Below are 23239 nucleotides of genomic sequence, written 5' to 3' on the forward strand. Positions count from 1 at the left end.
CAGGGGATCGTCACCGGCCTAAGGCGCTGCAGAAGGGCTGGTTTCGCTGTTCTCTGGCGCCGCTTGTCCCGCGGCAGGCTTTGCGGGCACATGCCGGCGGATGAGCGCATGCGCCTCTGGCTGCAAGGCGGCCTTCGGCAGAAGCACGCACTGCCCCGGCTCGATGAACAGGTAGTGCATGGTGCTGCTCTCCTCCCGTGCCATGAACGCCGACCATTCCCACTGCATGCACCCTCCCTTGACCTGCTGCAGCACGCCGACCTCCGACAACACCACGCTCTGGGGAGAAAGAAACCAGCCACCATCGGCAATCGCACGCTGTGCCAGCAAAGGCGCACAAGCTGCCGCGAGCACAAAGGCCAGCACGGCGCCGAAGGCGCCACAGGCAATGTAACGCGGCGCCAACGAGGGCGAGTCGAACACCTTGAACATGCTGAACAGCACGGTGGCAATCACCAGCCACACCAGCAGCCTGGCAGCCATCAGACGCAGGCCCCCGAGCTTGCGCCCCCCTCGGATTGGCCTCTTTCCAAGGGCAGCGACGCGCTGCTGCAACGCGGCAAAATCGGCGCGGGTCAGGGTGAAGGGTACAGGTGCCATGGGAATTCAACGAAAGGGCGATGCTGCAGAAATGTAGCGTGCCCCAGCCCATCCAAAAGCCCCACGTTAGTGCCAGGCGATCCGACACGCGATGGGGGCAGCGCTGGAAAAATTGGACAGCCCGCCAGGCGGGCTCCAGTGTCTCGGCGATGCGCGACGCCGGCAGACCCGCTGCGGGGACTGTTGCCTTTGACAAGTACCTGCGCAGCGCGATGGACGAGGGGTATCCGGTACCCAGACCCACCCTCTGCTTGCGCTTGCCATCGCGCTCCTCCCCCACCACACCGGGCCTGGTGCCATCCATCACATGGCCTCGGCATTGGTTTGAGGGCATTCCAGGTAGCTGCCCATGCCCGCATGGGTCAGAACGCCCTGGCCAATTCCAGGCCGCTGAACTTCTGCGACGACACCGCCTTGGCCACCGGCGCTGCACAGAGAAACATGGGGCGCACTCCCAGGATCGACTCGGACCAGACTGCGGGCGAAAAAATGGCCCGTTCATCCGGCGGCTTCTCGATGCTCTCGCACAGTGGTCCGACCGTGGTCTCCCGCCACCTTGCGCACAGAACACAGCGCTCGCCATGGGTCACCATGCCCGCCGTCGGCTCGTCCACGCTTGCACGAGCGGTTGGCAACACGACGAAGTAGCCCTGTGGCGCATCCAGGGGAAGAAACACAAGACCGCTGATGCCGGCAGCCCCGAGCCCATCGATGAGCCGCTGGTCGCACAGCTTGAAGTCGTCGCAAGTGGAGACCACACTTCTGCCCGACCTGAACGTCATCTGCGGCACCCCGGCCTGCGCCAGGGCACGAAGCTCATCGACTTTTCCACACCGCGGACAAACGAACGGCTTGTACTGCGGGCGCACCACGCGCCTGCCGCGAGGGTCGTCCTCGGAGAACAGGTAGCAGCTCAACTGAGGATCTCTGGCGATGAGTTCGTAATAGACCATTTGCGATTGTCTTCACAGAGAACATACGGGGATTGTGCGGCGACCCCATCGGATTGCTGCATCGATCAACATGGCTGTAGGCGCCAGGCGCCAGCAGCAGAGCGCCCTGCCGGAATGGAGGGAAGCTGTGGATTGCCTCACGTGGATGGAGGAGCCTCTTGAGCCCACTTGCTTCCTTCGAGCCGATGGCTTGCACCATCCGCGATGACGAACCGGGCCAGGCAGGATTTGCAGCGATAGACGCTGAAAGCTTCCTCTGCATGCAGACGGCCGTAGCGAAGGAACTGCGACCTTCGGCTGTGACAGACAGGGCAGCGCTTGAACTGGAAGCCAGACCAGAAAGTGATCGCGATGGTGGCACAGAAGCCCAGCGCGAGCAGCGCGGCTGCAGCCAGTGTCCAGAGGAGCCATTGCATGGAAAGCATCGCAAGCCACTGCGCACTAGTGTCCTGAGTTGGAAGTTCGTTGAAGAAAGAAATCTGCTGAAATCGCTGCCAGGCTAGGCGCAAAGCGCAGACATGCCGGGCGCATGACGAGCATTTGCAACGACGCATGGCGGGGATTGTCGGTAGATTTATTCAACGAATTTCCAACTCGGGACACTAGGTGCGGCGTACCTGGACATCAACGGCCCCGGCCCTGGCGCGGGCGATCGCTTCTCGTCTGGCTTCGCCCAGCATGCGCCGGATCGCCTTGGCTGCTTCGGCTGCCGGCCGTGCGACCTGGCCATGGCCGTCCTCGGCCAGGCGACTGGCCAGGGCTTCGTATGCAGGACAGGCGTGGCGCTTGAGGAACAGGGCCACGTACTCGCGGATGTAGAAATCGGTGTCCGAGGCGAGCGCCTGCAGCACAGGCAGGTTGTCAGGATTGAGCTGGGGCAGCAGCAGCTCCACCGTGGCGGCTGCGTCGGCGTACGCCTCCTGGTCCGCGCGGGGCGCCATTGCGCCCAGCAGGCGCGCCACGACTTCGGCCTGCCGCGCCGAAGGCGCAATGGTGGCCGGCGCCAGGTCTTCGATGTGCGTGCCGCCTGCCAATGCCGCCCGCAGGGCCGATGCAAAGGCGGCAAGGCTCGGGTAGCGCAGTGACTGCCCGTCAACGCGATTGAACTGCAGCACCATGCCGGCCGCAGGGCCGCGCAGCACGTAGCAGTGCGGCATGGAGTTGTTGGCGTCGTCCAACGCGACCAGGCCCAGGGCTTCGCCCCACGCCGTGCCGCGCACGGCCCGCGAGTATTCACGGCAGGCGTCGCGGCCCAGCACCGCAATGCCCAGCGGTTTGGACTGCAGGCTGGCCGCCTGGTCCAAAAACGCCAACAGCTCCGCTGGCGCATCGGCCAGTGGATCTTCCAGGTTTGTTGGTTTCATTGAATTTTTCTCCTCCGGTTCCCAATCTACCCGAGCCCGGCTGCATCGCCAAGGTGATGCCTGCGCAAGACTGGCGGGCAGCATCGCCGTCCAACAGATTGCTGCACCCGGGGCCGCCCTTCGCCTCGCGCCGGAACGGGCTGCCGGATGATCGGGGCGGGTCGGCCCTAGACCACGCACTGCTCCAACTGCGGCGACTCGCCCAGGAACCTGGTGCCACGCAAGTCACATTGGTCAAAGACACAGCCATCGAAAATGCAGTTCTCGAAAGTGCTGGCACGGAACTCCTGCCGCCGAAAGCGGGCGCCCGAGAAGTCGCACCGGGTGAAGAAAGCGCGGCGCCCGCCCCACTCCTTGAGAGAGGCCGTCGCGATGAAACTTGCATCACGGAAACTGCACGATTCAAAACGCGCGTCATCCACATTCAGGCGGAGCGTTGCGCCGTCAAACGTGCAGGAACGAAAGACCGTCTTCGCCGCCCGCACATGGCTCAGCTTTGACCGATCAAAGTGGACCTGGTCAAAAACGGCCTCGGACATCGAACCCTCGATCTGGGAGCACGACAGATCGACCTCGGACACATGGGTGCGGAACAGGTTGAATACCGGCAAGCCAGCGATGGGCTTGTCCGTCTCGATGGCCATGCCTCTCAGGTCCAGGGGACCTCGCAGTTCTCCAGAGACAAGCAGTTTCGCGATGGCTTCGGCAGCGCTGTTGGCAAAATCCGGGTCGCCCCGGCGTTGGCGGAGTTTGGCGGCTTGCATGGGCGAGACCTGGAGTGTGGATTCGGTGGACACCAAAAGTGGTGCGAGGCACATTGTGAGGCCGATTGCGGGCTCTTGCGGCAGTGCCTGGCGACAGGCTGAAACGCCATAATCCTGGCTCCATTGCCAAAGCCCCTGCACTCTCTCTCATGAAATCCTCTTTGACGCTGGAGCAGCGTGTGCTCATGCTCGCGCGTGCCGCAGACCTGGATCTGGTGGAAGGGGCGCGCCTGTTCTCCAAGGCCGAGAAACCCGCGGCCAGGGCCCTGGCGCAACTGCTGCGCGACTTCAACTACCTGGCCTCGGTGGAATTCGACGCGGCATGCGCCGGAAAGAGCGAGGCTTCAGGCATGCGTACGCGCGACGGATGTCGTCAGCCGAAGCGAAAGCAAGGCAGCTACAGGAGTTCCATGCTGCCGTGGAAAACATCCGCGACTCGGACCGTGTTCTCGCCCTGCTCCCGAATTCGGCAGAGGCCACGGTGCGGTCCATCCGGCACGTCCTGTCTCTTGTCGCGGGCCAGGGGGGCACTCCACAGCGGACCTGAGGCCGGCGCTCAGCTCCCCAGCCTGCAGGCCTTGACCGCCGCCGCATGCTCGGCCCGGCTCTCTGCGGGAGTCATGTCCACCACCGGCAGATCGAGCCTGTCGTGTCTGCCGGTAAACAGGGCCACCGTGGTCCCGCGAAAAATCCAGCGCCGGTCCTGCCAGGCAAAGTTCACGGTCTCGACGATGCGCGTGCCGAACTCGGCCTCCTCGGCCTGGGCCTGCGCGTCCGCGGGTGGGTCCTTGAGCACCAGGGCGTAGCGCAGCATCACCCGGCCCAGGTAGGGCCGTACGGGGTGCGAGGTCATCACCAGCTCGTGCGACATGCCCGCCAGCGCGTAGGTGGCGGGCGCATCGTCGCCCTTGAGCAGCATCACCCGTTGCAGCGGCCGCAAGGGCTGTGTGTAGATGAACCGACAGCGCGCCACGATGCGCTCGAACCCGGCGCTCACCACGGGGTCGATCCTTGGCCGAATCGGCTCGGCCGGCACACCCCCATCGGCAGCGTGCGCGCCGCCGGTCACCATGGCCAGGGCTAGCAACAGCGCGGCATGGCGGGACACCACATCACCCCTCAATGCCGACAAAGCCGGCATCGGGGTAGCGCGCCCCGGCCACCTTGGCAGGGTCGAACAGGGCATCCAGCTCGGCGACTTCAGGGGAGTCGAGGCGTACTTCGGCCGCATGGGCATTGCTCTCCAGCCACTGGATGCGCCGCGTGCCCGGTATGGGCAGCACATGCGGGTGCTTGGCCAGCAGCCAGGCCAGCGCCACCTGCGAGCTGGACCGCCCGCGTGCGGCGGCAAACGCATCGAGCGCCTGCACCAGTTGCCGGTTGGCGGCCTCGGCATCGCCCACGAAGCGCGGGTTGTGCTTGCGAAAATCATTGTCGGCCAGCGCCGTCACGTCCACCGTGCCGGTGAGAAAGGCGCGCCCCAACGGGCTGTACGCGACGAAGGCCGTGCCCAGCTCAGCGCAAAGGTCCAGCATGCCATCCTCCGGCCCCCGGCTCCACAGCGAATACTCGCTCTGCAGCGCCGCGATGGGGTGCACGGCATGGGCGCGGCGCAGGCTGTCGGCTGACACCTCGGACAGGCCGATGGCACCCACCTTGCCAGCCGCCACCAGCCCGCCCATGGCACCCACCACGTCTTCGATGGGCACCTCGGGGTTGCGCCGGTGGCAGTAGTAGAGGTCGATGCGTTCAACCCCCAAGCGCTTCAGTGACTCCTCGCACGCCTCGCGGAGGTAGGCCGGCGAGTTGTCGATGCGCCGCTCGTACTGCCCGGCCTGGCGCACGATGCCGAACTTGGTGGCCACCACCATGCGCTCGCGCGCAGCCGGCCCGGCAGCGGCGATAAAGCGGCCCAGCAACGATTCGTTGTGGCCCAGGCCGTAAGTGTCGGCCGTGTCGAAATGGGTCACGCCGATGTCGAGCGCACGCGCCAGGGTGCGCAGCGAGCTGTCGTCATCGCTCGCCCCATAGAACTCACTCATGCCCATGCAGCCCAGGCCGATGGCGGAGGTCAGGGGCCCGTGGGCTCCCAGGTGGCGTTGCTGCATCGACAATCTCCTGGTGTGCTGAGGCACAGGCCCCTGCGGCATGCGCATGGTAGCGGGGTCATGCGCGCCCCTTCAGCTGAACCCGACCACCTGGTGGGGAATGTAAGGCGATTCCAGTTGCTCGATTTCCTCGGCGGTGAGCTCGATGGCCAACGCCGCCAGCGCATCGTCGAGGTGCCCAGGCCTGGACACGCCGACGATGGGCGCCGTCACCCCGGGCTTGGCGAGCACCCAGGCCAGCGCGACCTGGGCCCGCGGCACGCCGCGCGCCGCTGCCACGCGGGCCACGGCCTCAACCACCTGGCGGTCGGCATCGGCCGTGCGCGCGAACAGGCCCTTGCCGAACTGGTCGCTCTCCATGCGCTCGCTGCTCTCGTTCCAGTCGCGCGTCAGGCGCCCGCGTGCCAAGGGGCTCCAGGGGATGACGGCGATGCCCTGGTCGGCGCACAGCGGCAGCATCTCGCGCTCTTCTTCGCGGTACAGCAGGTTCAGGTAATTCTGCATGGACACGAACTGCGTCCACCCGTTGGACTTGGAAGCGTGCAACATGCTCGAGAACTGCCAGGCGAACATGGACGACGCGCCGATGTAGCGCACCTTGCCCGCCTTCACCACGTCGTGCAGCGCCTGCAGCGTCTCCTCGATGGGCACACCGTAGTCGAAGCGGTGGATCTGGTACAGGTCCACATAGTCCGTGTCCAGCCGTTTGAGCGACGCATCGATCTCGTGCAGGATGGCCTTGCGGCTGAGGCCCGCGCCGTTGGGGCCAGGCCGCATGCGGCCGTGGACCTTGGTGGCGATCACGATCTCCTCGCGCCGCGCAAACTCCTTGAGCGCCCGGCCCAGGATCTCCTCGCCCGTGCCGTCCGAATAGACGTTGGCCGTGTCGAAGAAGTTGATACCCGCCTCCACGGCCTGGCGGATCAGGGGGCGGCTTTGGTCCTCGTCCAGCGTCCAGGGGTGGTTGCCCCGGTCGGGCGCACCATAGGTCATGCCGCCCAGGCACAGCCGTGACACCTCCAGGCCCGTGCGGCCCAGCTTGCGATACTGCATGCGGTACTCCAGAAAGTCGTCCAGAACATCGAACGGAAGGCGGCAAGGTTACGCCCATCCTTGCAGGCCGGAGAACCGTCACAGAAAAGCCCCTCAAGACCGGGGCTGCAGCGCTCGACCAGGAGCGGCGCACACCTCACCAATCCACCACCAGCCGCGGCGTGAGCGAGCGCGAGCAGCACGGCAGAAACTGGTCGTTGGCCTGCTGCTCCTCGGGCGAGAGGTACAGGTCGCGGTGGTCGGGCCGGCCGGCCGTCACGCGCAGCAGGCAGGTGCCGCACACACCCTGCTCGCACGAGGTGGGCACGGCCACGCCGGCATCGGCCAGCGCCTCGGCCGCCGTGCGGCCGGCGGGCACGGGCACCACGCGGCCGGAGCGGACCAGCACCAGCTCGAAGGCGGAATCGCCGTCGTGGTGCACTGCCTCGGCAGCAAACCGCTCCACATGAACCCGCTCGCCGGCCCAGCCCTGGGCAGCCGCCGACTCTTGCACCGCCTGCACGAAGCGCGCGGGCCCGCAGGCATACACATGGGTCCCGGCCGGCGCACCGGCCACCAGGGCGGCAATGCCCATGCGCGTGCCTGCGCGGTCACCGCTGCAGTACAGCGTGGTGTGCGGCGCCAGGCCCGCCTCGTCGATATCTGCCAGCAGCGCTGCGCGCTCGCGCGCCTGCACCGCGTAGTGCAAGGCGAAGCTGGCCCCCTCGTGCGCCAGCGCATGCGCCATGCTCAAGAGCGGCGTGATGCCGATGCCCCCGGCCAGCAGCAGGTGGTGGCTGGCCCCCTCGGCCAGCGCGAACAGGTTGCGCGGGCGGCCGATGCGCAGCATGTCCCCCTCGGCCACGGCATCGTGCAGCGTGCTCGATCCGCCGCGCGAGGCGGGCTCGCGCAGCACGCACAGCCGGTAGCGCGAGCGCTCGTGCGGCGGGCTACAGATCGAATACGGCCGCACGGTGGCGCCGGGCAGGTGCACGTCCACATGCGCCCCGGCGCAAAAGGGCGGCAGCGCCTGCCCCTCGGGGTGCACCAGCTCGAAGCTGGCGATGCCCTGCGCCTCCTGCCGCTTGCGGGCGACCCGCACGGTAAAAGTCTCGTCGCTGGCAATGCTCATGCTTCTTCGAGATAGTTGCCTGCATCGAACACCACGGGCGGCGCATCGGGGTCAAAACTCACACCGGCAGGGTCTTCACCGCGCTGCACCTTGTCCACCTGCTGCTGCAGCAGCCGGCGCAGCATGACGATGCCGCGGTCCGTCGTAGCCAGGTGCTCTTCGGAGTGGTGGGCGATGGCGCCCTGGCTCACCATGGCCTCGTAGTCACCGGGCATGGCACGGTGTTCGGCCTCGGTCAGCTCCTCCCACAGCTTGCCATTCATGCGCGAGCGCATGCGCGCCAGCTCGCCCACCTCCTGCACGCGGCCCACCACGTAGATGCGAAAGTGGTGGTCGTCGATGGGCAGTATCCAGCCCAGCGATTCCACACGCCCATAGCGCCCCAGCCGGGGGCTCGGTATCACCCGCAGCGTGGGCAGCCCGGCCTGGCTGATGCGCCGGAACACCTTGCCGTCGGGCATGGCGCGGATGGACGTGGTGCGCACGCCCAGGGGCACGGTGTCCCAGGTCACCTGGGGCATTTGCGCCATCTGCTCGACGAACTGCGTGCCGCTGAAGGTGGAGTGCAACACGACGACGTGGAACGGGTCCACCAGGTTCTCGTAATGCTGCAGCCAATTGCAGGGCACGATGGCCGGCCCGCCGCCGCCGATGCTGGCGTCGTTGGCCTCCAGCAGCTCGCCTTCGTCCAGCCGCTCCAGCGCCTCGTAGCGCGGCAGCACGGGCTTCTTGTCAGCAGGGCCCAGGTAGGCCCAGACCAGGCCGTACTGCTCCTGCACAGGGTACCAGGGCTGGCGCACCTTGCCGCGTGCGCGGCCCAGCTCGGGCTCGCAGGGTTGCTCCACGCAGTGGCCCTGCACGTCGAACAGCCAGCCGTGGTAGCAGCAGCGTATGCCGCGCTCTTCCACCTTGCCGTAATACAGCGAGGTGCCGCGGTGCGCGCAGTGCGGGTACACCAGGCCGGGCCGGCCGCCCTTGTCGCGAAACAGGATCAGGTCCTCCCCGAGCACGCGCACCTTGCTCGGCGTGTCGGTGGCATCGGCCGCCAGGCCGATGGGGTGCCAGTAGCGGCGCAGCAGCTCGCCCATGGGCGTGCCCGCGCCCACCTGCGCCAGGGTCGTGTTGGAGCTGGTCGCGGGCAGGCCGTAGGCAGTGCCGGTGTCGACAGCTATGGGGATCACCCTGGGTGCGGTGCTGGGGTTCATGGTTCGGTCTTTCGGGAAATCCATCGAGGGATAGCGGTCCATCAATCAGCGGTCACGCCGGCGGCCTTGATCAGCTCGGCCACGCGCGGGTAGTCGGCTGCATAGCTGGCCTTGAACTGCGCGGCGGTGTTGCCCAGCGGCTCGAAGCCGAAGCTCGCCAGCTTGTCGCGCACGTCGGGCATCTTGGTGATCTCGCGCAGCGCGTCGTTCCACTTGCCCAGCACGGCGGGCGGCGTCTTGGCGGGGGCGTACACCCCGATCCAACTGTCCAGATCGAAGCCGGCGAAGCCCTGCTCGGCAAAGGTCTTCACATCCGGCAGCGACGACACGCGCCCGCTGGCCGCGATGCCCAGCACCTTCATGCGCCCGCCCTGCACCTGGGCGCGCGCCGTGGCCGGGTTGGCCCAGGCAAAGTCCAGCTGGCCGCCGAACAGGTCGTTGTGCGCCGCCGACTCGGACTTGTAGGGCACGTGGATCAGCGCCAGCCCGGTCTGGCGCTTGAGCAGTTCGGCCATCAGGTGCGCGGCCGAGCCATTGCCCCAGGTGCCGTAGGTGAGGTTCTTCTGCTGCTTGCCGAAGGCCACGAACTCCTTGACGTTGCTGTACGGCGCATCGGCCCGTGCCACCAGCATGGGCCCGCCCAGCGCCAGCTGCGAGATGGGCTCGAAGTCTTTCACCGGGTCGTACGGCAGTTTGGGCTGCAGGATCGCGTTGTTGATGTGCGTGAGCGGCAGGGTCAGCATCACCGTGTGCCCGTCGGGCGCGGCCTTGGCCACCGCATCGGCGGCAATGATGCCGCTGGCCCCCGGCTTGGCATCCACGATCACGCTCTGGCCCCAGCGCTGCTGCAGCTTGTCGGCATACACGCGGGCAATGGCATCGATGGGGCCGCCCGCCGTGCCGAAGGGCACGATGCGGATCACCCGCGCAGGGAAGGCGGCCGCAGCGGCCTGCTGCGCCCATGCAGCCGCTCCGGGCAGTGTCAGGGCCGCGCCCATGGCCGCCACCATGGTTCTTCTGCGCACGCGCAGTCCATCCGGGCTGTTGCCAGCATTCTTCTTCATGTCTTGTCTCCGTTGTTTTCGTTGGGTGCCGGTACGATAGGAGACAACCCGATATGGATCAATTCAAACGTTTGGATAGCTGATATGGCCCAGTCTGATATCCGGGGCCTGGACCTGCCCATGCTGCGCACCTTCGATGCGCTGCTGCGCGAGGGCAGCGTGTCGCGCGCGGCTGCGCGGCTGTTCCTGAGCCAGCCGGCGGTGAGCGCATCGCTCAAGCGCTTGCGCGAGGTCTTCGACGACCCGCTGTTCACGCGCACCGGCCACGGCATCGTGCCCACGCCGCGCGCACTGGCCCTGGCGCCACGCGTGGAGGCGGTGCTCAACGAGATGCACAAGCTGATGAACCTGGAGCAGGCGTTCGACCCCGCCACCTCCGACCGCATCCTGCGCATCACCGGCAGCGACCACACCTGCCGCGTGATGCTGCCGCTGCTGTGCACCGAGCTCTCGCAGCGCGGCTCGCGCATGCGCCTGTCGTGGGAGCTGGCCGACTACGGCCGCCTCACCGAGCGCCTGCGCAAGGGCGATGTGGACGTGGGCCTGCACCCGCGGCTGTCGCCGGCCACCGGTGTCGAATCCACGCTGCTGTACGAAGACAGCTACGTGGTCGTGGCGCGCCACGGCCACCCTGCCCTGGCCTCGTCGCCCATGCCGCTCGATGCCTTCTGCACCACACCGCACCTGGTGCTGGGCCAGACCCGCTCGGTGCTGGACGACACAGTCGAGCAGGCCCTCTCGCGCAAGGGCCGCGAGCGGCACGTGCAGGCCGCCGTGGCCACCTTCAGCCAGATGGTGGACCTGATGTGCGCCAGCGAGCTGATCGCCGTGTTCCCGCGCCGCGTGGCCCAGCACTACGCCAGCCAGCTCGGCAGCGCACCCCTTCCCGTGGAGCTGCCCGACTACCGCCTGTACGTGTGCTGGGCCGAGCGCTCCAACGCCGACCCGGCCGTGCTCTGGCTCAAGGACGAGATCCTGCGGCACGCCTGCGCATTGGCGGAGTGACGCACTTCCAAAGCCTCACGCCTCGGATCAGCCGCCGGGCTCAGAGTTTTGTTAGCCGCTCAGCGCTGCGTAGCGCTGCGCCGCACCATGGCCATGATGGTCTGCTGCAATTCATCGCGCGCCTGCACGTCGGTGATGTCGCCGCCCACTGCCGCGTCCGACAGCGCATCGGCCGCGCCCAGCATGGCCCACATCCCGGCGCGCGCCAGGCCCTGCTCGACGGCAAACGGCGCCAGGATGGCCTGGCACTTGGCGATGAACACCTCCTGGTACTGGCGCTTGACGGCGGCCATCTCGGGCGAGCCCTGCAGCGCCGCCAGCACCTGGGGTATCTCGCTGCCCTGCGTGAGCACGCACTGCACATAGGCCGCGGCGATGGCTCCGGCCTTGTCCCTCAGGCTGGGGCGCGCGGCGGCGATGGCAGCGTCCATGACCGCCGTCTGGCGCCCGTCAAAGTCCCGGTACAGCGCGGCCAGCAGCCCTTCGCGCGTGCCGAAATGGTCGTACACCACGGGCTTGGTGACACCGGCCTCTTCGGCCAGGCGCCCGAGCGTGAGGGCGTCGGCGCCCTCGGTGCGCAGCAGCGTCCACGCCACATCGAGCAACTGCCGCGCGCGCTCGCTCCGCGCCATGCGGCGGCGGGGTGCGTGCTCTGGCGGCGGCACAGCGATGGGTTTGCGGGGCATGCGGACGAGATGAGGGGAAAAGGGGAATGCTCAGGACGAGGGTGGAAACAGGCGGCTGCCCAGCTCCCGCGCTGCCGCCAGATGCGCTGCCGCCATGTCCTGCTGCGACGACTGTAGCAGCAGCCTGGAGCTGGCCACCGGCGCGCCGCAGTAGCCAAAAATGCCATGGTCGATCTGCGTCTTCATGGCTTCGGAATAGCCATGCCGTTCATAGGTGCCCATGTCGGCGCCGCCAATGCCCAGCAAGTGCACCTGCAGGTGCCCTAGCTTCTTCGCCAGCTTGCCGTCCGCCCCCTCTTCATAGGCATACCCCTGGGTGAACACCCGGTCGATCCAGCCCTTGAGCAGGGCCGGAAACGACCACCAGTACACCGGGTACACCAGCACCAGCGCATCGGCCCGCGCAAGCCGAGCATGCTCGGCCGCCACGTCGGCCGGGGGTGGCGCCTGCTTCAGGTGCAGGGCCACGTCGGCCTCGCAGAAACGGGGATCGAACCCCTCTGCGGCCAGGTCGGCGAGCTCGGCCGTGTGTGTGCCTGGCGCAGTTGCGGACCGAACGCCATGGCATACCTGCTCGGCCACAGCGTGGGTGAGGGAGCCCGGGTCGGGGTGCGAGACGACGATGAGTGCGTGCATGGCGAAAGCCCTGTAGGTTGCTATATACCCATGGTAACTTACCAATGGTACATAACGCACTGGAAGCGGCTTCGCCACACCATCGCCAAGGGTCGCGCAGAGGTGATCAGCCGCAGCTCCCCAATCGTCCGCGACAGCGATCCCTGGCCTTGTGTAACCAACGTGTCCGTTCGCCACAAACGCCGCCCAAACGGGTATCAGAGCCCGCACCGCTGCTACATTGCGGCGAGGAGATCCCCCCACCCATGCGCAGCAAGCCCGCAGTCACTTCAGCCGCCATCGCCAGCCCCAACGCCCCCGCCGCCTACCTGCTGCGGCAACCCGCCTTGCAGATCGCCTGCCTCATGGTCTTCGCCCTCGCCCACCCGGCCATCTTTGCCGACCGGCAGCCCGTGCTGGCCTGGGTGTCGGCCTGGGCCATCCCCATGGCGTTTGCGCTGTCCGCCTGCGCGCTGCATGGGGCCCTGCGGCAGGGGCGCTCGCCCGCCGCCTGGCCCGGGCGCTTTGCCGCCGTGGCCTGGGTGATGATGGTGCTGTCGATGGCCGGGCCGTGGATGGAGCAATGGGGCCAGCGCCTGCAGGGTGCGTAGCCATCCATTGAGGCCGCCCCACTGCCATAAAATCGGCCCGAGCCGCCCCGTCGGGCGGCACAGACATGCACCGATGACGAGTTCCAAACAAACCATTGTGGACCGCGAGTTGTTCACCCAGGCCCTGCGCCACATGGGCGAAGAAGACCTGCTCTACCTCAACCGCATGGTGATCGAACGCCTGAACCTGCTGGCCCAGGCCAAGAGCACGGTAGCGCTGGCCCAGTTCACCGAAGGCGACCGGGTGCAGTTCACCGCCACCGATGGCAGCGTCAAGCAGGGCATCGTGCAGCGCCTGAACAAGAAGACAGCCAGCGTGCGCACCGACGAAGGCCAGGGCTGGAAGGTTTCGCCGGGGTTGCTGCGCAAGGTGGGTGCGGGGTAGGCGCAGATGTCGCGCTCGAAGCGGCCTGCCTGGCGCTGCGGCTTCAGTGGACTAGATGGGCATGGTGGGCGCGGAGCCAGCTTTCGACGCGGGACAGCAGCTGTGCGGCCTGGTCGATGCAGGCCTGCAGCGTGGCGGTCGAAACGGGGTCCCCCTCATAGTCGCTCACATTGCGCTGCCTGCGCAGCGCGTCGAGCACGATGATGTCTGTCTGCGCCAGGCCTATCGTCAGGCCCAGGCTCTGGATGGCCGTCTGGTGGTGACCTGGTTGACTGGTCGATGTGCGGTAGCCGTTGGCCCACAAACCCAGCATCGCGCACTGCATGATGCATTTGTAGGCCGCATCGAAGCGGTTGTCGGGGCTGACCTGCGCAATGCCCGCATCGGCCAGGTTGCGCCGCGCTGCCTGCAGCAGCTTGGCAATGCCCGCCGCATCAGGCTGGTGGGCCTGCAAGCGCCCTATCGCCAGCAAGTTCTGCAAGCCCATCGGCCCCTCCCTTCACAAACAGCTTTGGCTTGGCCAGTATGTCACGCGCAAACGCATCACCATCGCGCACGCGCTGCGCAAACTCTTCGGGGGTGTACAGCACCGAGTTCACTTCGCGGCCCAGCGCTGCATGCAGCGGATACACCGCCTGCGCTAGCGCAACGAAACCCACGTGGCCAAGTACCAGCAGGTCCACATCGCTGCCTGGCGAGGGCGTGCCACGCGCCACCGAGCCGAACACCAGCGCTAACTGGATTTGTGCGTCCAGCGGCGCCAGCACCTCGCGCACGGCAGGCACCACGCCATGCGTCTTGCGAAACAGTGCCGCCAAGTCGTCAAACAGCGGATGGGCCCTATTCGCCTGGTAGCGCACCTGGTTGCCCTGCTCACTGCGCAGCAACAGGCCGGCATGGGCCAGCTTGTCCACCTCGCGCGCCAACGTGCCCGCATGGCTGCCGGTCAGGCGCGCCAGCTCCCGCAGGTGCCAGGCCGACTGCGGTTGCAGCAACAGCACTGCCAGCACGCGCTGGCGCGTGCCAGGGAACAGCAGGTCCATCAAGGAAGAATTGTTGCTCATTGAGCGACGATTGTTGCCCATAAGGCGACACTCGGCAAGACCTGGAGGGCCCGTGGTTCTGCTGGCGAATAGCGAATAGCGAACAGCCGGTTCCATTGGCGCTACCGCGCAGCACGGCATAAGGACAGATCATGCAGCCGTATTCAGACTGCCTGTAGTCGACCCCGCAGAAGACCGGCGAGGGGCCCGGCGAGTCACGGTAGCGCTTGGGGGCCCTTGAAGCGACAGCGGGCTTTTTTGGAGGGGTCGGCAAGACCCATCAGCGTACCTGCTGCGCTCGACAGGCATGCGCCATTGCATGCAACCTGCAGCACCTGGCCTTGGTGGGCTTGGTGGGCAGCCGCCTACAAGCCAATCTTCGCCTCATTGAAGCACTGCACCTCGCCGCGCTCATGCTGGCGGCCCACGGCGCTGGCCATGTCCTGCGGCAGCTCGCAGCCTGCGCCCTGCCCCAGCTTCTGGCAGTGCTCGGCCTGCGTGGCCCTGGAGCCCGAGCCGACGGCGCCCAGGCAGCGCGCGTAGTTGACAGTGCGGTCCACCTCGCGGGCGTAGACCTCGGTGCGCTGGTGGGCTTCCAGGGCCTGCTTGTCGGCCTGCTCGCCGGGGAGGACCACGGCGTGGCGGTAGAGCGCACCGCCCCCGGCCGCCAACAACAGGCAGCCCAGCGCCAGTGCCGTGCCGATGATCATCCGGTTCACGTCCATCACCCCCTGGGGAGGTTCACCCCCCCTTGTGCAATGAACTCTAGCACCCGGCCCGCACCAGCGCCATGACCCGAAAAGGTGGCTGCAGGGGCCTGCAAAAGACAAAACCCGCCAGCGCTTCACAGCACTGGCGGGTTTGTTTTTTTATCTGGGGTGGCTGATGGGGCTCGAACCCACGACAACAGGAATCACAATCCTGGACTCTACCAACTGAGCTACAGCCACCGTTTGAGATTCAAATTATAACCCGGGTTTTTACCCTCCGGGCCCAATTTTCAATTTTCTGTCTGGCTGATGGTGAACTCGGAGGGGCGGGTCACCTTGATCTCGGTCTTGAAGCGCTCCTTGAGCATCTCGTAATAGGCCACGCCCTCGGCGGAGCTCCACCACTGCATGAGCTGCATGCGCTCTTGCTGGGCGCGCTGGGATTCGGGCTTGTCGCGGGGGACGATGCGGTTGACCTTGATCACCGCGTAGCCCTGGCCGGCGCCCAGGTCGACGCTGGTCCAGGCGGGCAGCTTGTCGGCGTTGGCGCGCAGGGCGGCGTCGATCAGGGGGCGCGGGTAGTTCATGGGCGTGTCGCGGGCGATCACGGCGGGGGCCGTGAGGCCGCTGGCGGTGTCGGGCTTGGCGGTGTATTCGGCCAGCTTGGCCTCGCCTTCCTTGCGCGCCAGCTCGGCAGCCTTTTCGGCCACATACAGGGTGCGCACCTTGTCGCGCACCTTGTCCAGCGGCAGGGTTTCGGCCGGGGTGTACGAGACGATGCGGCCAGACGCCATCTGGCTCGGGCCCACTTCGACGGCTTCGGTGTTGCGCTTGTTCTGCACCGAATCCGAGGAGAACAGGGCTTCGAGGAACTTAGCGTTGGCAAACGCGCCGGTAGCGCCGGGCACGGGGGTGCGGGTCACGCCGTTGGCGGTCTGCACCTTGAGCTTGAGCTTCTCGGCCACGGGGGCCAGGCTGTCGGCCTGCTCGTACACGCCGTTGGCAAAGGCCTCGGCCACTTCGGCGTACTTGCGCTGGGCCTGCTGGGCCTTGAGTTCCTTCTCCATGGAGGGGCGCAGTTCTTCGAAGGTGGGCTGGCGCGGCGTCTTGATGTCGGTGACCTGGATGATGTGGTAGCCGAAGTCGGACTCCACCACGTCGCTGATGTCACCCTTCTTCAGGGCAAAGGCGGCGTCTTCAAACGGCTTGACCATGGCTTCGCGGGCGAAGAAGTTCAGGTCGCCACCCAGCGCGGCAGAGCCGGTGTCTTCCGACGACTTCTTGGCCACGTCAGCAAACGTGGCGGGCGCCTTGCGCACCTGGGCCAGCAGCTCGGTGGCGCGGGCCTTGGCCTTTTCGCGGTCGGCGGCGGACATGTCCTTCCCTGCCTTGATCAGGATGTGGCTCGCACGGCGCTCTTCCTTGCCGGCCAGGCGGGCCACGTTTTCCTTGTAGTAGGTGCGCAGGTCGTCTTCGTTGAGCGTGATGCCGTCGCGCACGGAGTCGAGCGTGAGCAGCAGGTACTCGACGTTGGCCGATTCGAGCTGCTTGAACTGGTTGGGGTGGGCCTTGTAATAGGTTTCCAGGTCGGCATCGGTGGGGGTGACCTTGGCGGCGAAGTCGGCGGCGTTGAAGCGGGCGACCTGGATCTCGCGGCGCTGGTACAGCGCATCGAGCGCCTGGCCGGTCTGCGCGTCGGTCACAAAGGCCGAGCCGACCACGCCACCCAGGATCTGGTTGACCGAGAGATCGTTGCGCACGCGCGCCTCAAAGCCGGCGGGCGTGAGGCCCTGGCTGGCGACGAGGGTGCGGTAGCCTTCGGTGTCCATGGTACCGTCGGGGCGCTTGAGCGCGGCGATCTGGGGGATCTCGGCCAGGCTGCGGGCCAGGCGGGCGTCGCTGGTCACCATGTGCATCTTCTGCGCGGCGGCGGCCAGCACGCGCTCGCGCACCATGCGCTCCAGCGTGGCGTAGCGGGCTGCGGGCGAGTCGAGCATCTTCGCGTCCATGGTGGGCTGCTGCGCACGGATGCGGTCGCTCTCCGCGCGGTGGGCATTTTCCCAGTCGGACTGGGTGATCTTGTTGCCATCAACGCGGGCGACCACTTCGCTCTTTTCAGAGAAGTACTTGCTGTCGATGCCCACCAACACGAAGGAGGGAATGACCAGCAAGAACAACAAGATCATGACGATCTTGGAGTGCTTGCGGATGGATTCAAACATGATCAAACTTTCAGTGACAAAAAAACAAAAGGCGAACTTGCGTTCGCCTTTTGGTCCGGTGGGGGTGGTGGGTCCTGACGGTCTCGAACCGCCGACCTACTCCGTGTAAAGGAGCCGCTCTACCAACTGAGCTAAGGACCCCACCTAAACGGGTCTTCAGTTCAAGGCGTCTTTCAAAGCCTTGCCTGGACGAAACTTCGGCACTTTAGCAGCTTTGATCTTGATCGTATCGCCCGTACGGGGATTACGGCCGGTGCGGGCAGCGCGCTTGCCCACGGCAAAGGTGCCAAAACCGACGAGCGAAACGGTACCACCCTTTTTCAGGGTCTTCTTGACGGCCTCGATCGTGGATTCCAGGGCACGCGCTGCAGCGGCCTTGGAGATGTCGGCGTTGTTAGCGATGTGCTCGATCAGTTCGGTTTTGTTCACAAGAAGCCTCTCGGGAAAAGCGTTGATGAATGAAGTGTGTCTTGGGGTATCTGGTCTTCACACGTCAGAAGGCTCAACCGAGTGAGGCTGGATGTCTGCAGACGGGGGAATGACTGGCGTACACAGCAGGGGCTGCTGCATCAGATTAAAGCCATCGACTTTCAAGGTGTCAATACAACACGCCGTATTGCAACAGCGTTGGGCTGAATTCTAGTCGTATTTCACGCCCTGGCCGGGCTTGCGGCGCGCTTTTGTCTCAAACGCGCCGTATGCGCGCGATTCCCGATTGACAGCCTTGCCAGGCCTGCGCTTGCAGGCTTTGGGTGCCCCAACACGGGGCACAAAAAGAGCATAGCAGCCATGCCGATGCGCGATTTCAGAGCAAGCTTATACACAAAGAATTGATCGGCCCACAAAACTCAGCGCAGCGGTTCTGGCTAGGCGCTGCGTCGCAGGCAGTACCAGCGGTACGACAAGACGCAGCAACGACGCCAGAAGAGTTTTTTGGGTCGATCTACTTCACACGGGCGCGAATTTCGGGCAACGCCTTCTGCAGGTAGTACACCATGGACCATACCGTGAGCACAGCAGAGGCCCAGATCAGCCAGGTGCCCCACACGCCCGTATCGATCACGCCGAGGATGCGTCCGTCGTACAGCAAAAAGGGGATGGCCACCATCTGCACCGTCGTCTTGACCTTGCCGATCATGTGCACGGCCACGCTCTTGCTGGCCCCGATCTGCGCCATCCATTCGCGCAGGGCCGAGATGGCGATCTCGCGCCCGATGATGATCAGCGCCACGAACACGTCGGCGCGCTGCAGGTGCACCAGCACCAGCAGCGACGCGCACACCAGGAACTTGTCGGCCACCGGGTCGAGGAAGGCGCCGAAGGACGAGGTCTGGTTGAGCTTGCGCGCCAGGTAGCCGTCGAGCCAGTCGGTGGCGGCGAACACCACGAACATCACCGTGGCGATGAGGTTGCGCATGCCGGGGTCTATCGGCGCATAGAACACCCCCACGATCAAAGGTATCGCGACGATGCGCGTCCACGTCATCAGGGTGGGGATAGTCCAGAACATGGCCGCGATTGTGCACGACCTTGGATAGCCCCCACGGTCGCGCACTGCGTGTCGCTCCCTGCCCCAAGGATGGAGCCCCCACGCTCCCCACTTCGTGTGGTCGCTGCCCCCCAAGGGGGCTGGCCTTGCTTGGGGCGGCCCGGCGCTGCGGCCGCCCGCCCTCTGAGCACTCATGTTGGGTGCTCAGAGGTCAACGCCGCAGCCACGGGCCCAGCGCCGCTGAGCGCACCACCCTTGCAGGCTTCAGCGCAGCGCCTTGTAGATTTCCTCGGCCAGGTCGCGCGATATGCCATCCACCGTGATCAGATCCTCCACGCTGGCGCTGGCCACGCCGCGCACGCCGCCAAAGCGCTGCAGCAGGCGGGCGCGCTTCTTGGGGCCCACGCCGGGGATCTCTTCGAGCTGGCCGCCGCCCACGCGCACCTTGGCGCGCGCGGCGCGCATGCCGGTGATGGCAAAGCGGTGGGCCTCGTCGCGGATCTGGGCCACCAGCATCAGTGCAGCCGAGTCCTTGCCCAGGTAGACCTTCTCTCGGCCATCGGCAAACACCAGCTCCTCCAGCCCCACCTTGCGGCCCTCGCCCTTTTCCACGCCGACGATGCGCGTCAGGTCCAGCCCCAGGGCGGTGAACACCTCGCGCGCCACGCCCACCTGGCCCTTGCCGCCGTCGATCAGTACCAGGTCGGGCAGGCGCGCCACGCCCTTGGGCTTGACCGCCCCCTCGGCGTTGGCGGTATCCGGCGGCGGCGCGGCGGCAAAGTCGATGCCACCGGCCTCGCGTGCGGCCTCCACCACCTTGCTGTAGCGGCGCGTGAGCACCTGGCGCATGGCGGCATAGTCGTCGCCGCCGGTGATGCCCTCGATCTTGTAGCGGCGGTACTCGCTGCTCTGCATCTTGTGGTGGTGGAACACCACGCACGAGGCCTGCGTCGATTCGCCCGCCGTGTGCGAGATGTCGAAGCACTCGATGGTGAGCTGGTCCAGGTCCTCGGGCGGCAGGTCCAGCGCCTCCACCAGGGCGCGGGTGCGCGCCTGCTGCGAGCCCTCTTCGGCCAGCAGGCGGGCCAGTTGCAGGTCGGCATTTTTTTGCGCCATGTCCAGCCAGGCGCGGCGCTGCTCGCGCGGCTGGTGGATGGCATTCACACGCACGCCGGTCTGCTCCGACAGGGCCTCCATCAGCGCCTTGTCCACCGGCTCGCTGCACACCAGCACCGGCGGCACGGGCACGCCGATGTAGTGCTGGGCGATGAAGGCTTCAAGCACCAGCGCCTCGACGCGGCGCTTGCGCGCTGGGGAGGCAGGGGCAGTATCGGCGCCGCCCTCCCCTTCGGCTAGCGCTGGCACTGCGGCATCCTCTTCCTCTTCATGGATGGCCGCGGCGTCTTCCACATGCACCGGAAAGTACGGCCGGTCGCCCAGGTGGCGCCCGCCGCGCACCATGGCCAGGTTCACGCAGGCACGGCCGCCCTGCACGCGCACGGCCAGGATGTCCACGTCCTTGTCGTCCGTGGTCTCGATGGACTGCTGGTGCAGCACGCGCGACAGTGCCTGCATCTGGTTGCGCACGTCGGCCGCCTGCTCGAACTCCAGCTTGTCCGAGTGCGCCATCATGCGCACCTCCATGGCCTTGAGCACCTCCTGCGTCTCGCCGCGCAGCAGCGCCTCGGCGTGCTGCACGTCGGCCGCATAGGCCTCGGGCGAGACCAGGTCCACGCACGGCCCCGAGCAGCGCTTGATCTGGAACAACAGGCAGGGCCGCGTACGGTTGGCGAACACCGTGTCCTCGCAGGTGCGCAGGCGAAACACCTTCTGCAGCAGCTGAATCGACTCCTTCACCGCCCAGGCGCTCGGGTACGGCCCGAAGTAGCGGTGCTTCTTGTCCACCGACCCCCGGTAATAGGCCATGCGCGGAAACACCTGCGAGGGCGAGCCCTGCCCCACTGGTGCGCCCGGTGCGCCGGTGATCTTGAGGTAGGGGTAGCTCTTGTCGTCGCGAAACAGGATGTTGAACTTGGGGTTCTGCGTCTTGATCAGGTTGTTTTCAAGCAGCAGCGCCTCGGCCTCGGAGCGCACCACCGTGGTCTCCATGCGCGCGATCTTGCTCACCATGTGGCCAATGCGCGTGCCGCCATGGTTCTTGGTGAAATAGCTCGACACCCGGCGCTTGAGGTGCCGCGCCTTGCCCACGTAGAGCAGCGCGCCCTGCGCGTCAAAATAGCGGTACACGCCCGGCAGGGGCGGCAGCGCGGCCACCTGGGCCAGCAGTTCTTCGGAATGCACTTCTTCTTCGGACATGGGGGCTATTGTCGCGGCAACGCAGGCAGGGCTTACCGACCACGCGGCCCGGCATCCGATGGGCAGGGGCCGGGCAGGTGAGGGGCAGGCGCCAGCGTGTGGGCGCAGTTACGGGTGCGGTATTCTCAAGCCAACTGGCACTCTATCCCCGGATTCTTCATGATCATTCAACCCCGCATACGCGGCTTCATCTGCGTCACGGCGCACCCCCTGGGCTGCGCGGCCAACGTTCGCCAGCAGATCGACTACGTCAAGGCGCGCGGCCCCCTCGGCGGTGCAGGCGGGGCACCCAAGCGGGTGCTGGTGATCGGCGCATCCACCGGCTACGGCCTGGCCGCCCGCATCACCGCTGCCTTTGCGGGCGGCGCGGGCACGCTCGGCGTCTTCTTCGAACGCCCCGGCACGCCGGACAAGCCAGGCTCCGCCGGCTGGTACAACACCGCCGCCTTCCACCAGCAAGCGGCAGCCGAGGGCCTGTACGCGGCCAGCATCAACGGCGACGGCTTCTCCGACGAAGTCAAGCAGCAGACCATCGAGACCATCCGGCGCGACTGGGGCCAGGTCGATCTGGTGGTCTATAGCCTTGCCGCGCCCAGGCGCAAGCACCCCGGCACCGGTGAAGTCTTCAACTCGACGCTCAAGCCCATCGGCCAGGCCATCCAGGTGCGCAGCCTCGACACCGACAGCGCCGTGATCAAGGAGACCGCCCTGCAGCCTGCGACACAGAAGGAAATCGACGACACCGTGGCGGTGATGGGCGGTGAGGACTGGCAGATGTGGATCGACGCCCTGCAGGCCGCCGGCGTGCTGGCCGACGGCGCCAAGACGACCGCCTTCACCTACCTGGGCGAGCAGATCACCCGCGACATCTACTGGAACGGCTCCATCGGCGCCGCCAAGAAAGACCTGGACCGCCGGGTCATCGGCATCCGCAGCCAACTGGCCGCCCACGGTGGCGATGCGCGCGTATCGGTGCTCAAGGCCGTGGTCACCCAGGCCAGCTCCGCCATCCCCATGATGCCGCTGTACCTGTCGCTGCTGTTCAAGGTCATGAAGGCGCAGGGCACCCACGAAGGCTGCATCGAACAGGTCGACGGGCTTTTTCGCGACAGCCTGTATGGCGCGGCGCCCCACCTGGACGAAGAGGGCCGCCTCAGGGCTGACGAAAAGGAGCTGGAAGAAAAAGTCCAGGCCCCCGTCGGCCAGGCCTGGCACCAGGTGACTACGGAGAACCTGCGCGAGACCACGGATTTCGCAGGCTACCAATCGGAATTCCTGCGCCTGTTCGGTTTCGGGGTCGAAGGCGTCGACTACGGGGCCGATGTGGCGACCGATGTGCAGATACCCGGCGTCGTGAGCGTCTGAACGAAGTCTGGCGCCTGCCAGTCTGCAGGCTTTGCGCCTATGGACTGGATCAGGGAGCCTGCGGGCCGGTGCCCCATATCACCACACCGCATAGACACATGCGGTTTTCGCGCTTGGCGGCCCTGCGGGGAATGCTACCTTGGCGGTGACGTGTCACGCCACGTTTCACCCCTGCCCACCAGCCACGCCATGACCTACACCCCCACCTACCTGCAGGCCCGCTACGGCGCCCAGGCCGCCACCTGGCCCGTGCCCCGCCACCCCGTGGTCGAGCACATCCTGTCGCACCGCTCGGTGCGCAACTTTCTGCCCGACGCCCTGCCGCCCGACACGGTGCAGACCCGAGTCCACTGAAGCGGGGAAATCAGCTGTGCGTGAGGGTCTGGCAGGGCCGCAATCTAGGCGCCAGGCGCAGCCGGGTTGGATACCCAGCGAGCACGGCAACGACAAGTGCGGCCCTGCCATACCCTCACCCTTCGGGCCGGGTGGCAGCGGGCGCATCACGGCGTTGCGGACTTTGCCAAGGCGTGCACTTTGCAAGCGCGGGCAACGCCGCAGACGGCTCCCAGG

25 protein-coding genes and 2 tRNA genes are annotated in these 23239 nt (G+C 66.5%); 5 read left to right on the top strand and 22 right to left on the bottom strand.

All coding sequences use genetic code 11. The annotated features are described in order from the left end of the window. Positions 1 to 18: 18 nt before the first annotated feature. From ACSQ9E_RS16655 to ACSQ9E_RS16705, 11 genes are all read right to left on the bottom strand, one after another. Positions 19 to 600, bottom strand: coding sequence for a YcxB family protein (locus tag ACSQ9E_RS16655; RefSeq protein WP_436218539.1), 582 nt, complete (start codon positions 598 to 600; stop codon positions 19 to 21). 362 nt (positions 601 to 962) lie between these two features. Then, positions 963 to 1553 (bottom strand): hypothetical protein, encoded by a 591-nt coding sequence (locus ACSQ9E_RS16660; protein ID WP_436218540.1) that lies wholly within the window; start codon positions 1551 to 1553, stop codon positions 963 to 965. Positions 1554 to 1690: 137 nt separating this feature from the next. Next, positions 1691 to 2107, bottom strand: coding sequence for a hypothetical protein (locus ACSQ9E_RS16665; protein ID WP_436218541.1), 417 nt, complete (start codon positions 2105 to 2107; stop codon positions 1691 to 1693). A 48-nt stretch (positions 2108 to 2155) separates the two neighbouring features. Next, a complete protein-coding gene (locus ACSQ9E_RS16670) occupies positions 2156 to 2917 on the bottom strand; it encodes a hypothetical protein (RefSeq protein WP_436218542.1) in 762 nt (253 codons plus the stop codon). A 167-nt stretch (positions 2918 to 3084) separates the two neighbouring features. Continuing rightward, positions 3085 to 3681, bottom strand: a complete 597-nt coding sequence (locus tag ACSQ9E_RS16675; RefSeq protein WP_436218543.1) for a pentapeptide repeat-containing protein — start codon at positions 3679 to 3681, stop codon at positions 3085 to 3087. A gap of 556 nt (positions 3682 to 4237) precedes the next feature. Further along, positions 4238 to 4789, bottom strand: coding sequence for a hypothetical protein (locus tag ACSQ9E_RS16680; RefSeq protein ID WP_436218544.1), 552 nt, complete (start codon positions 4787 to 4789; stop codon positions 4238 to 4240). Positions 4790 to 4793: 4 nt separating this feature from the next. Beyond that, on the bottom strand, positions 4794 to 5789 hold the full coding sequence (locus ACSQ9E_RS16685; RefSeq protein WP_436218545.1) for an aldo/keto reductase: 996 nt from the start codon (positions 5787 to 5789) through the stop codon (positions 4794 to 4796). Positions 5790 to 5861: 72 nt separating this feature from the next. Next, positions 5862 to 6842, bottom strand: coding sequence for an aldo/keto reductase (locus tag ACSQ9E_RS16690; RefSeq protein WP_436218546.1), 981 nt, complete (start codon positions 6840 to 6842; stop codon positions 5862 to 5864). Positions 6843 to 6978: 136 nt separating this feature from the next. Further along, positions 6979 to 7953 (bottom strand): PDR/VanB family oxidoreductase, encoded by a 975-nt coding sequence (locus tag ACSQ9E_RS16695; RefSeq protein ID WP_436218547.1) that lies wholly within the window; start codon positions 7951 to 7953, stop codon positions 6979 to 6981. Further along, on the bottom strand, positions 7950 to 9158 hold the full coding sequence (locus ACSQ9E_RS16700) for a Rieske 2Fe-2S domain-containing protein (RefSeq protein WP_436218548.1): 1209 nt from the start codon (positions 9156 to 9158) through the stop codon (positions 7950 to 7952). Before ACSQ9E_RS16700 ends, ACSQ9E_RS16695 begins: the two co-directional genes overlap by 4 nt. Positions 9159 to 9199: 41 nt before the next feature. Beyond that, positions 9200 to 10222, bottom strand: coding sequence for a Bug family tripartite tricarboxylate transporter substrate binding protein (locus ACSQ9E_RS16705; protein WP_057269238.1), 1023 nt, complete (start codon positions 10220 to 10222; stop codon positions 9200 to 9202). Positions 10223 to 10306: 84 nt separating this feature from the next. Between ACSQ9E_RS16705 and ACSQ9E_RS16710 the strand changes: the two genes are divergently transcribed. Next, complete coding sequence (locus ACSQ9E_RS16710; protein WP_057269237.1) at positions 10307 to 11227, top strand: LysR family transcriptional regulator; 921 nt, start codon at positions 10307 to 10309, stop codon at positions 11225 to 11227. Between the two features lie 59 nt (positions 11228 to 11286). On the opposite strand, the gene ACSQ9E_RS16715 is transcribed toward ACSQ9E_RS16710, so the two are convergent. Further along, positions 11287 to 11913, bottom strand: coding sequence for a TetR/AcrR family transcriptional regulator (locus ACSQ9E_RS16715; RefSeq protein WP_436218549.1), 627 nt, complete (start codon positions 11911 to 11913; stop codon positions 11287 to 11289). 30 nt (positions 11914 to 11943) lie between these two features. Beyond that, entirely contained in the window at positions 11944 to 12549 is a 606-nt protein-coding gene (locus ACSQ9E_RS16720; RefSeq protein WP_428001423.1) for an NAD(P)H-dependent oxidoreductase, read from the bottom strand. 245 nt (positions 12550 to 12794) lie between these two features. Between ACSQ9E_RS16720 and ACSQ9E_RS16725 the strand changes: the two genes are divergently transcribed. Both ACSQ9E_RS16725 and ACSQ9E_RS16730 read left to right on the top strand, forming a co-directional pair. Beyond that, the gene (locus tag ACSQ9E_RS16725) at positions 12795 to 13139 is read left to right on the top strand and encodes a hypothetical protein (protein WP_057269234.1); all 345 of its coding nucleotides are present in this window, start codon (positions 12795 to 12797) and stop codon (positions 13137 to 13139) included. A gap of 73 nt (positions 13140 to 13212) precedes the next feature. Further along, positions 13213 to 13524 carry a hypothetical protein gene (locus ACSQ9E_RS16730; protein ID WP_057200907.1) on the top strand — a complete coding sequence of 104 codons (312 nt, stop codon included), beginning with the start codon at positions 13213 to 13215 and terminating at the stop codon, positions 13522 to 13524. A gap of 43 nt (positions 13525 to 13567) precedes the next feature. On the opposite strand, the gene ACSQ9E_RS16735 is transcribed toward ACSQ9E_RS16730, so the two are convergent. The 9 genes from ACSQ9E_RS16735 to uvrC all read right to left on the bottom strand — a co-directional run bounded on the left by ACSQ9E_RS16735 (position 13568) and on the right by uvrC (position 21304). Continuing rightward, on the bottom strand, positions 13568 to 14011 hold the full coding sequence (locus ACSQ9E_RS16735; protein WP_436218550.1) for a DNA-binding protein: 444 nt from the start codon (positions 14009 to 14011) through the stop codon (positions 13568 to 13570). Then, a complete protein-coding gene (locus ACSQ9E_RS16740) occupies positions 13959 to 14588 on the bottom strand; it encodes a nucleotidyltransferase domain-containing protein (RefSeq protein ID WP_436218551.1) in 630 nt (209 codons plus the stop codon). The genes ACSQ9E_RS16735 and ACSQ9E_RS16740 overlap by 53 nt, the downstream gene beginning before the upstream one ends. 344 nt (positions 14589 to 14932) lie before the next feature. Further along, entirely contained in the window at positions 14933 to 15286 is a 354-nt protein-coding gene (locus tag ACSQ9E_RS16745; RefSeq protein ID WP_436218552.1) for a hypothetical protein, read from the bottom strand. A gap of 155 nt (positions 15287 to 15441) precedes the next feature. Beyond that, positions 15442 to 15517: transfer RNA gene (locus ACSQ9E_RS16750), tRNA-His, on the bottom strand. A gap of 50 nt (positions 15518 to 15567) precedes the next feature. Then, positions 15568 to 17499: a SurA N-terminal domain-containing protein gene (locus tag ACSQ9E_RS16755; RefSeq protein WP_436218553.1), complete on the bottom strand. Its 1932-nt coding sequence runs from the start codon at positions 17497 to 17499 to the stop codon at positions 15568 to 15570. A 65-nt stretch (positions 17500 to 17564) separates the two neighbouring features. After that, positions 17565 to 17640, bottom strand: a tRNA-Val gene (locus ACSQ9E_RS16760). Between the two features lie 15 nt (positions 17641 to 17655). Further along, a complete protein-coding gene (locus ACSQ9E_RS16765; RefSeq protein ID WP_007858657.1) occupies positions 17656 to 17928 on the bottom strand; it encodes an HU family DNA-binding protein in 273 nt (90 codons plus the stop codon). Between the two features lie 514 nt (positions 17929 to 18442). Beyond that, positions 18443 to 19009 (bottom strand): CDP-diacylglycerol--glycerol-3-phosphate 3-phosphatidyltransferase, encoded by a 567-nt coding sequence (gene pgsA, locus ACSQ9E_RS16770; RefSeq protein WP_057200909.1) that lies wholly within the window; start codon positions 19007 to 19009, stop codon positions 18443 to 18445. A gap of 243 nt (positions 19010 to 19252) precedes the next feature. Beyond that, entirely contained in the window at positions 19253 to 21304 is a 2052-nt protein-coding gene (gene uvrC, locus ACSQ9E_RS16775; protein ID WP_436177676.1) for an excinuclease ABC subunit UvrC, read from the bottom strand. Positions 21305 to 21463: 159 nt separating this feature from the next. Here uvrC and fabV point away from each other — a divergent pair, with 159 nt between their 5' ends. Together fabV and ACSQ9E_RS16785 are read left to right on the top strand one after the other, a co-directional pair. After that, entirely contained in the window at positions 21464 to 22669 is a 1206-nt protein-coding gene (fabV, locus tag ACSQ9E_RS16780; protein WP_436218554.1) for an enoyl-ACP reductase FabV, read from the top strand. Between the two features lie 189 nt (positions 22670 to 22858). After that, positions 22859 to 23023 (top strand): hypothetical protein, encoded by a 165-nt coding sequence (locus ACSQ9E_RS16785; protein WP_200964003.1) that lies wholly within the window; start codon positions 22859 to 22861, stop codon positions 23021 to 23023. Positions 23024 to 23239: the final 216 nt, after the last annotated feature.

Source organism: Acidovorax sp. LjRoot118, from assembly GCF_964253575.1.
GTDB lineage: Bacteria > Pseudomonadota > Gammaproteobacteria > Burkholderiales > Burkholderiaceae_C > Acidovorax.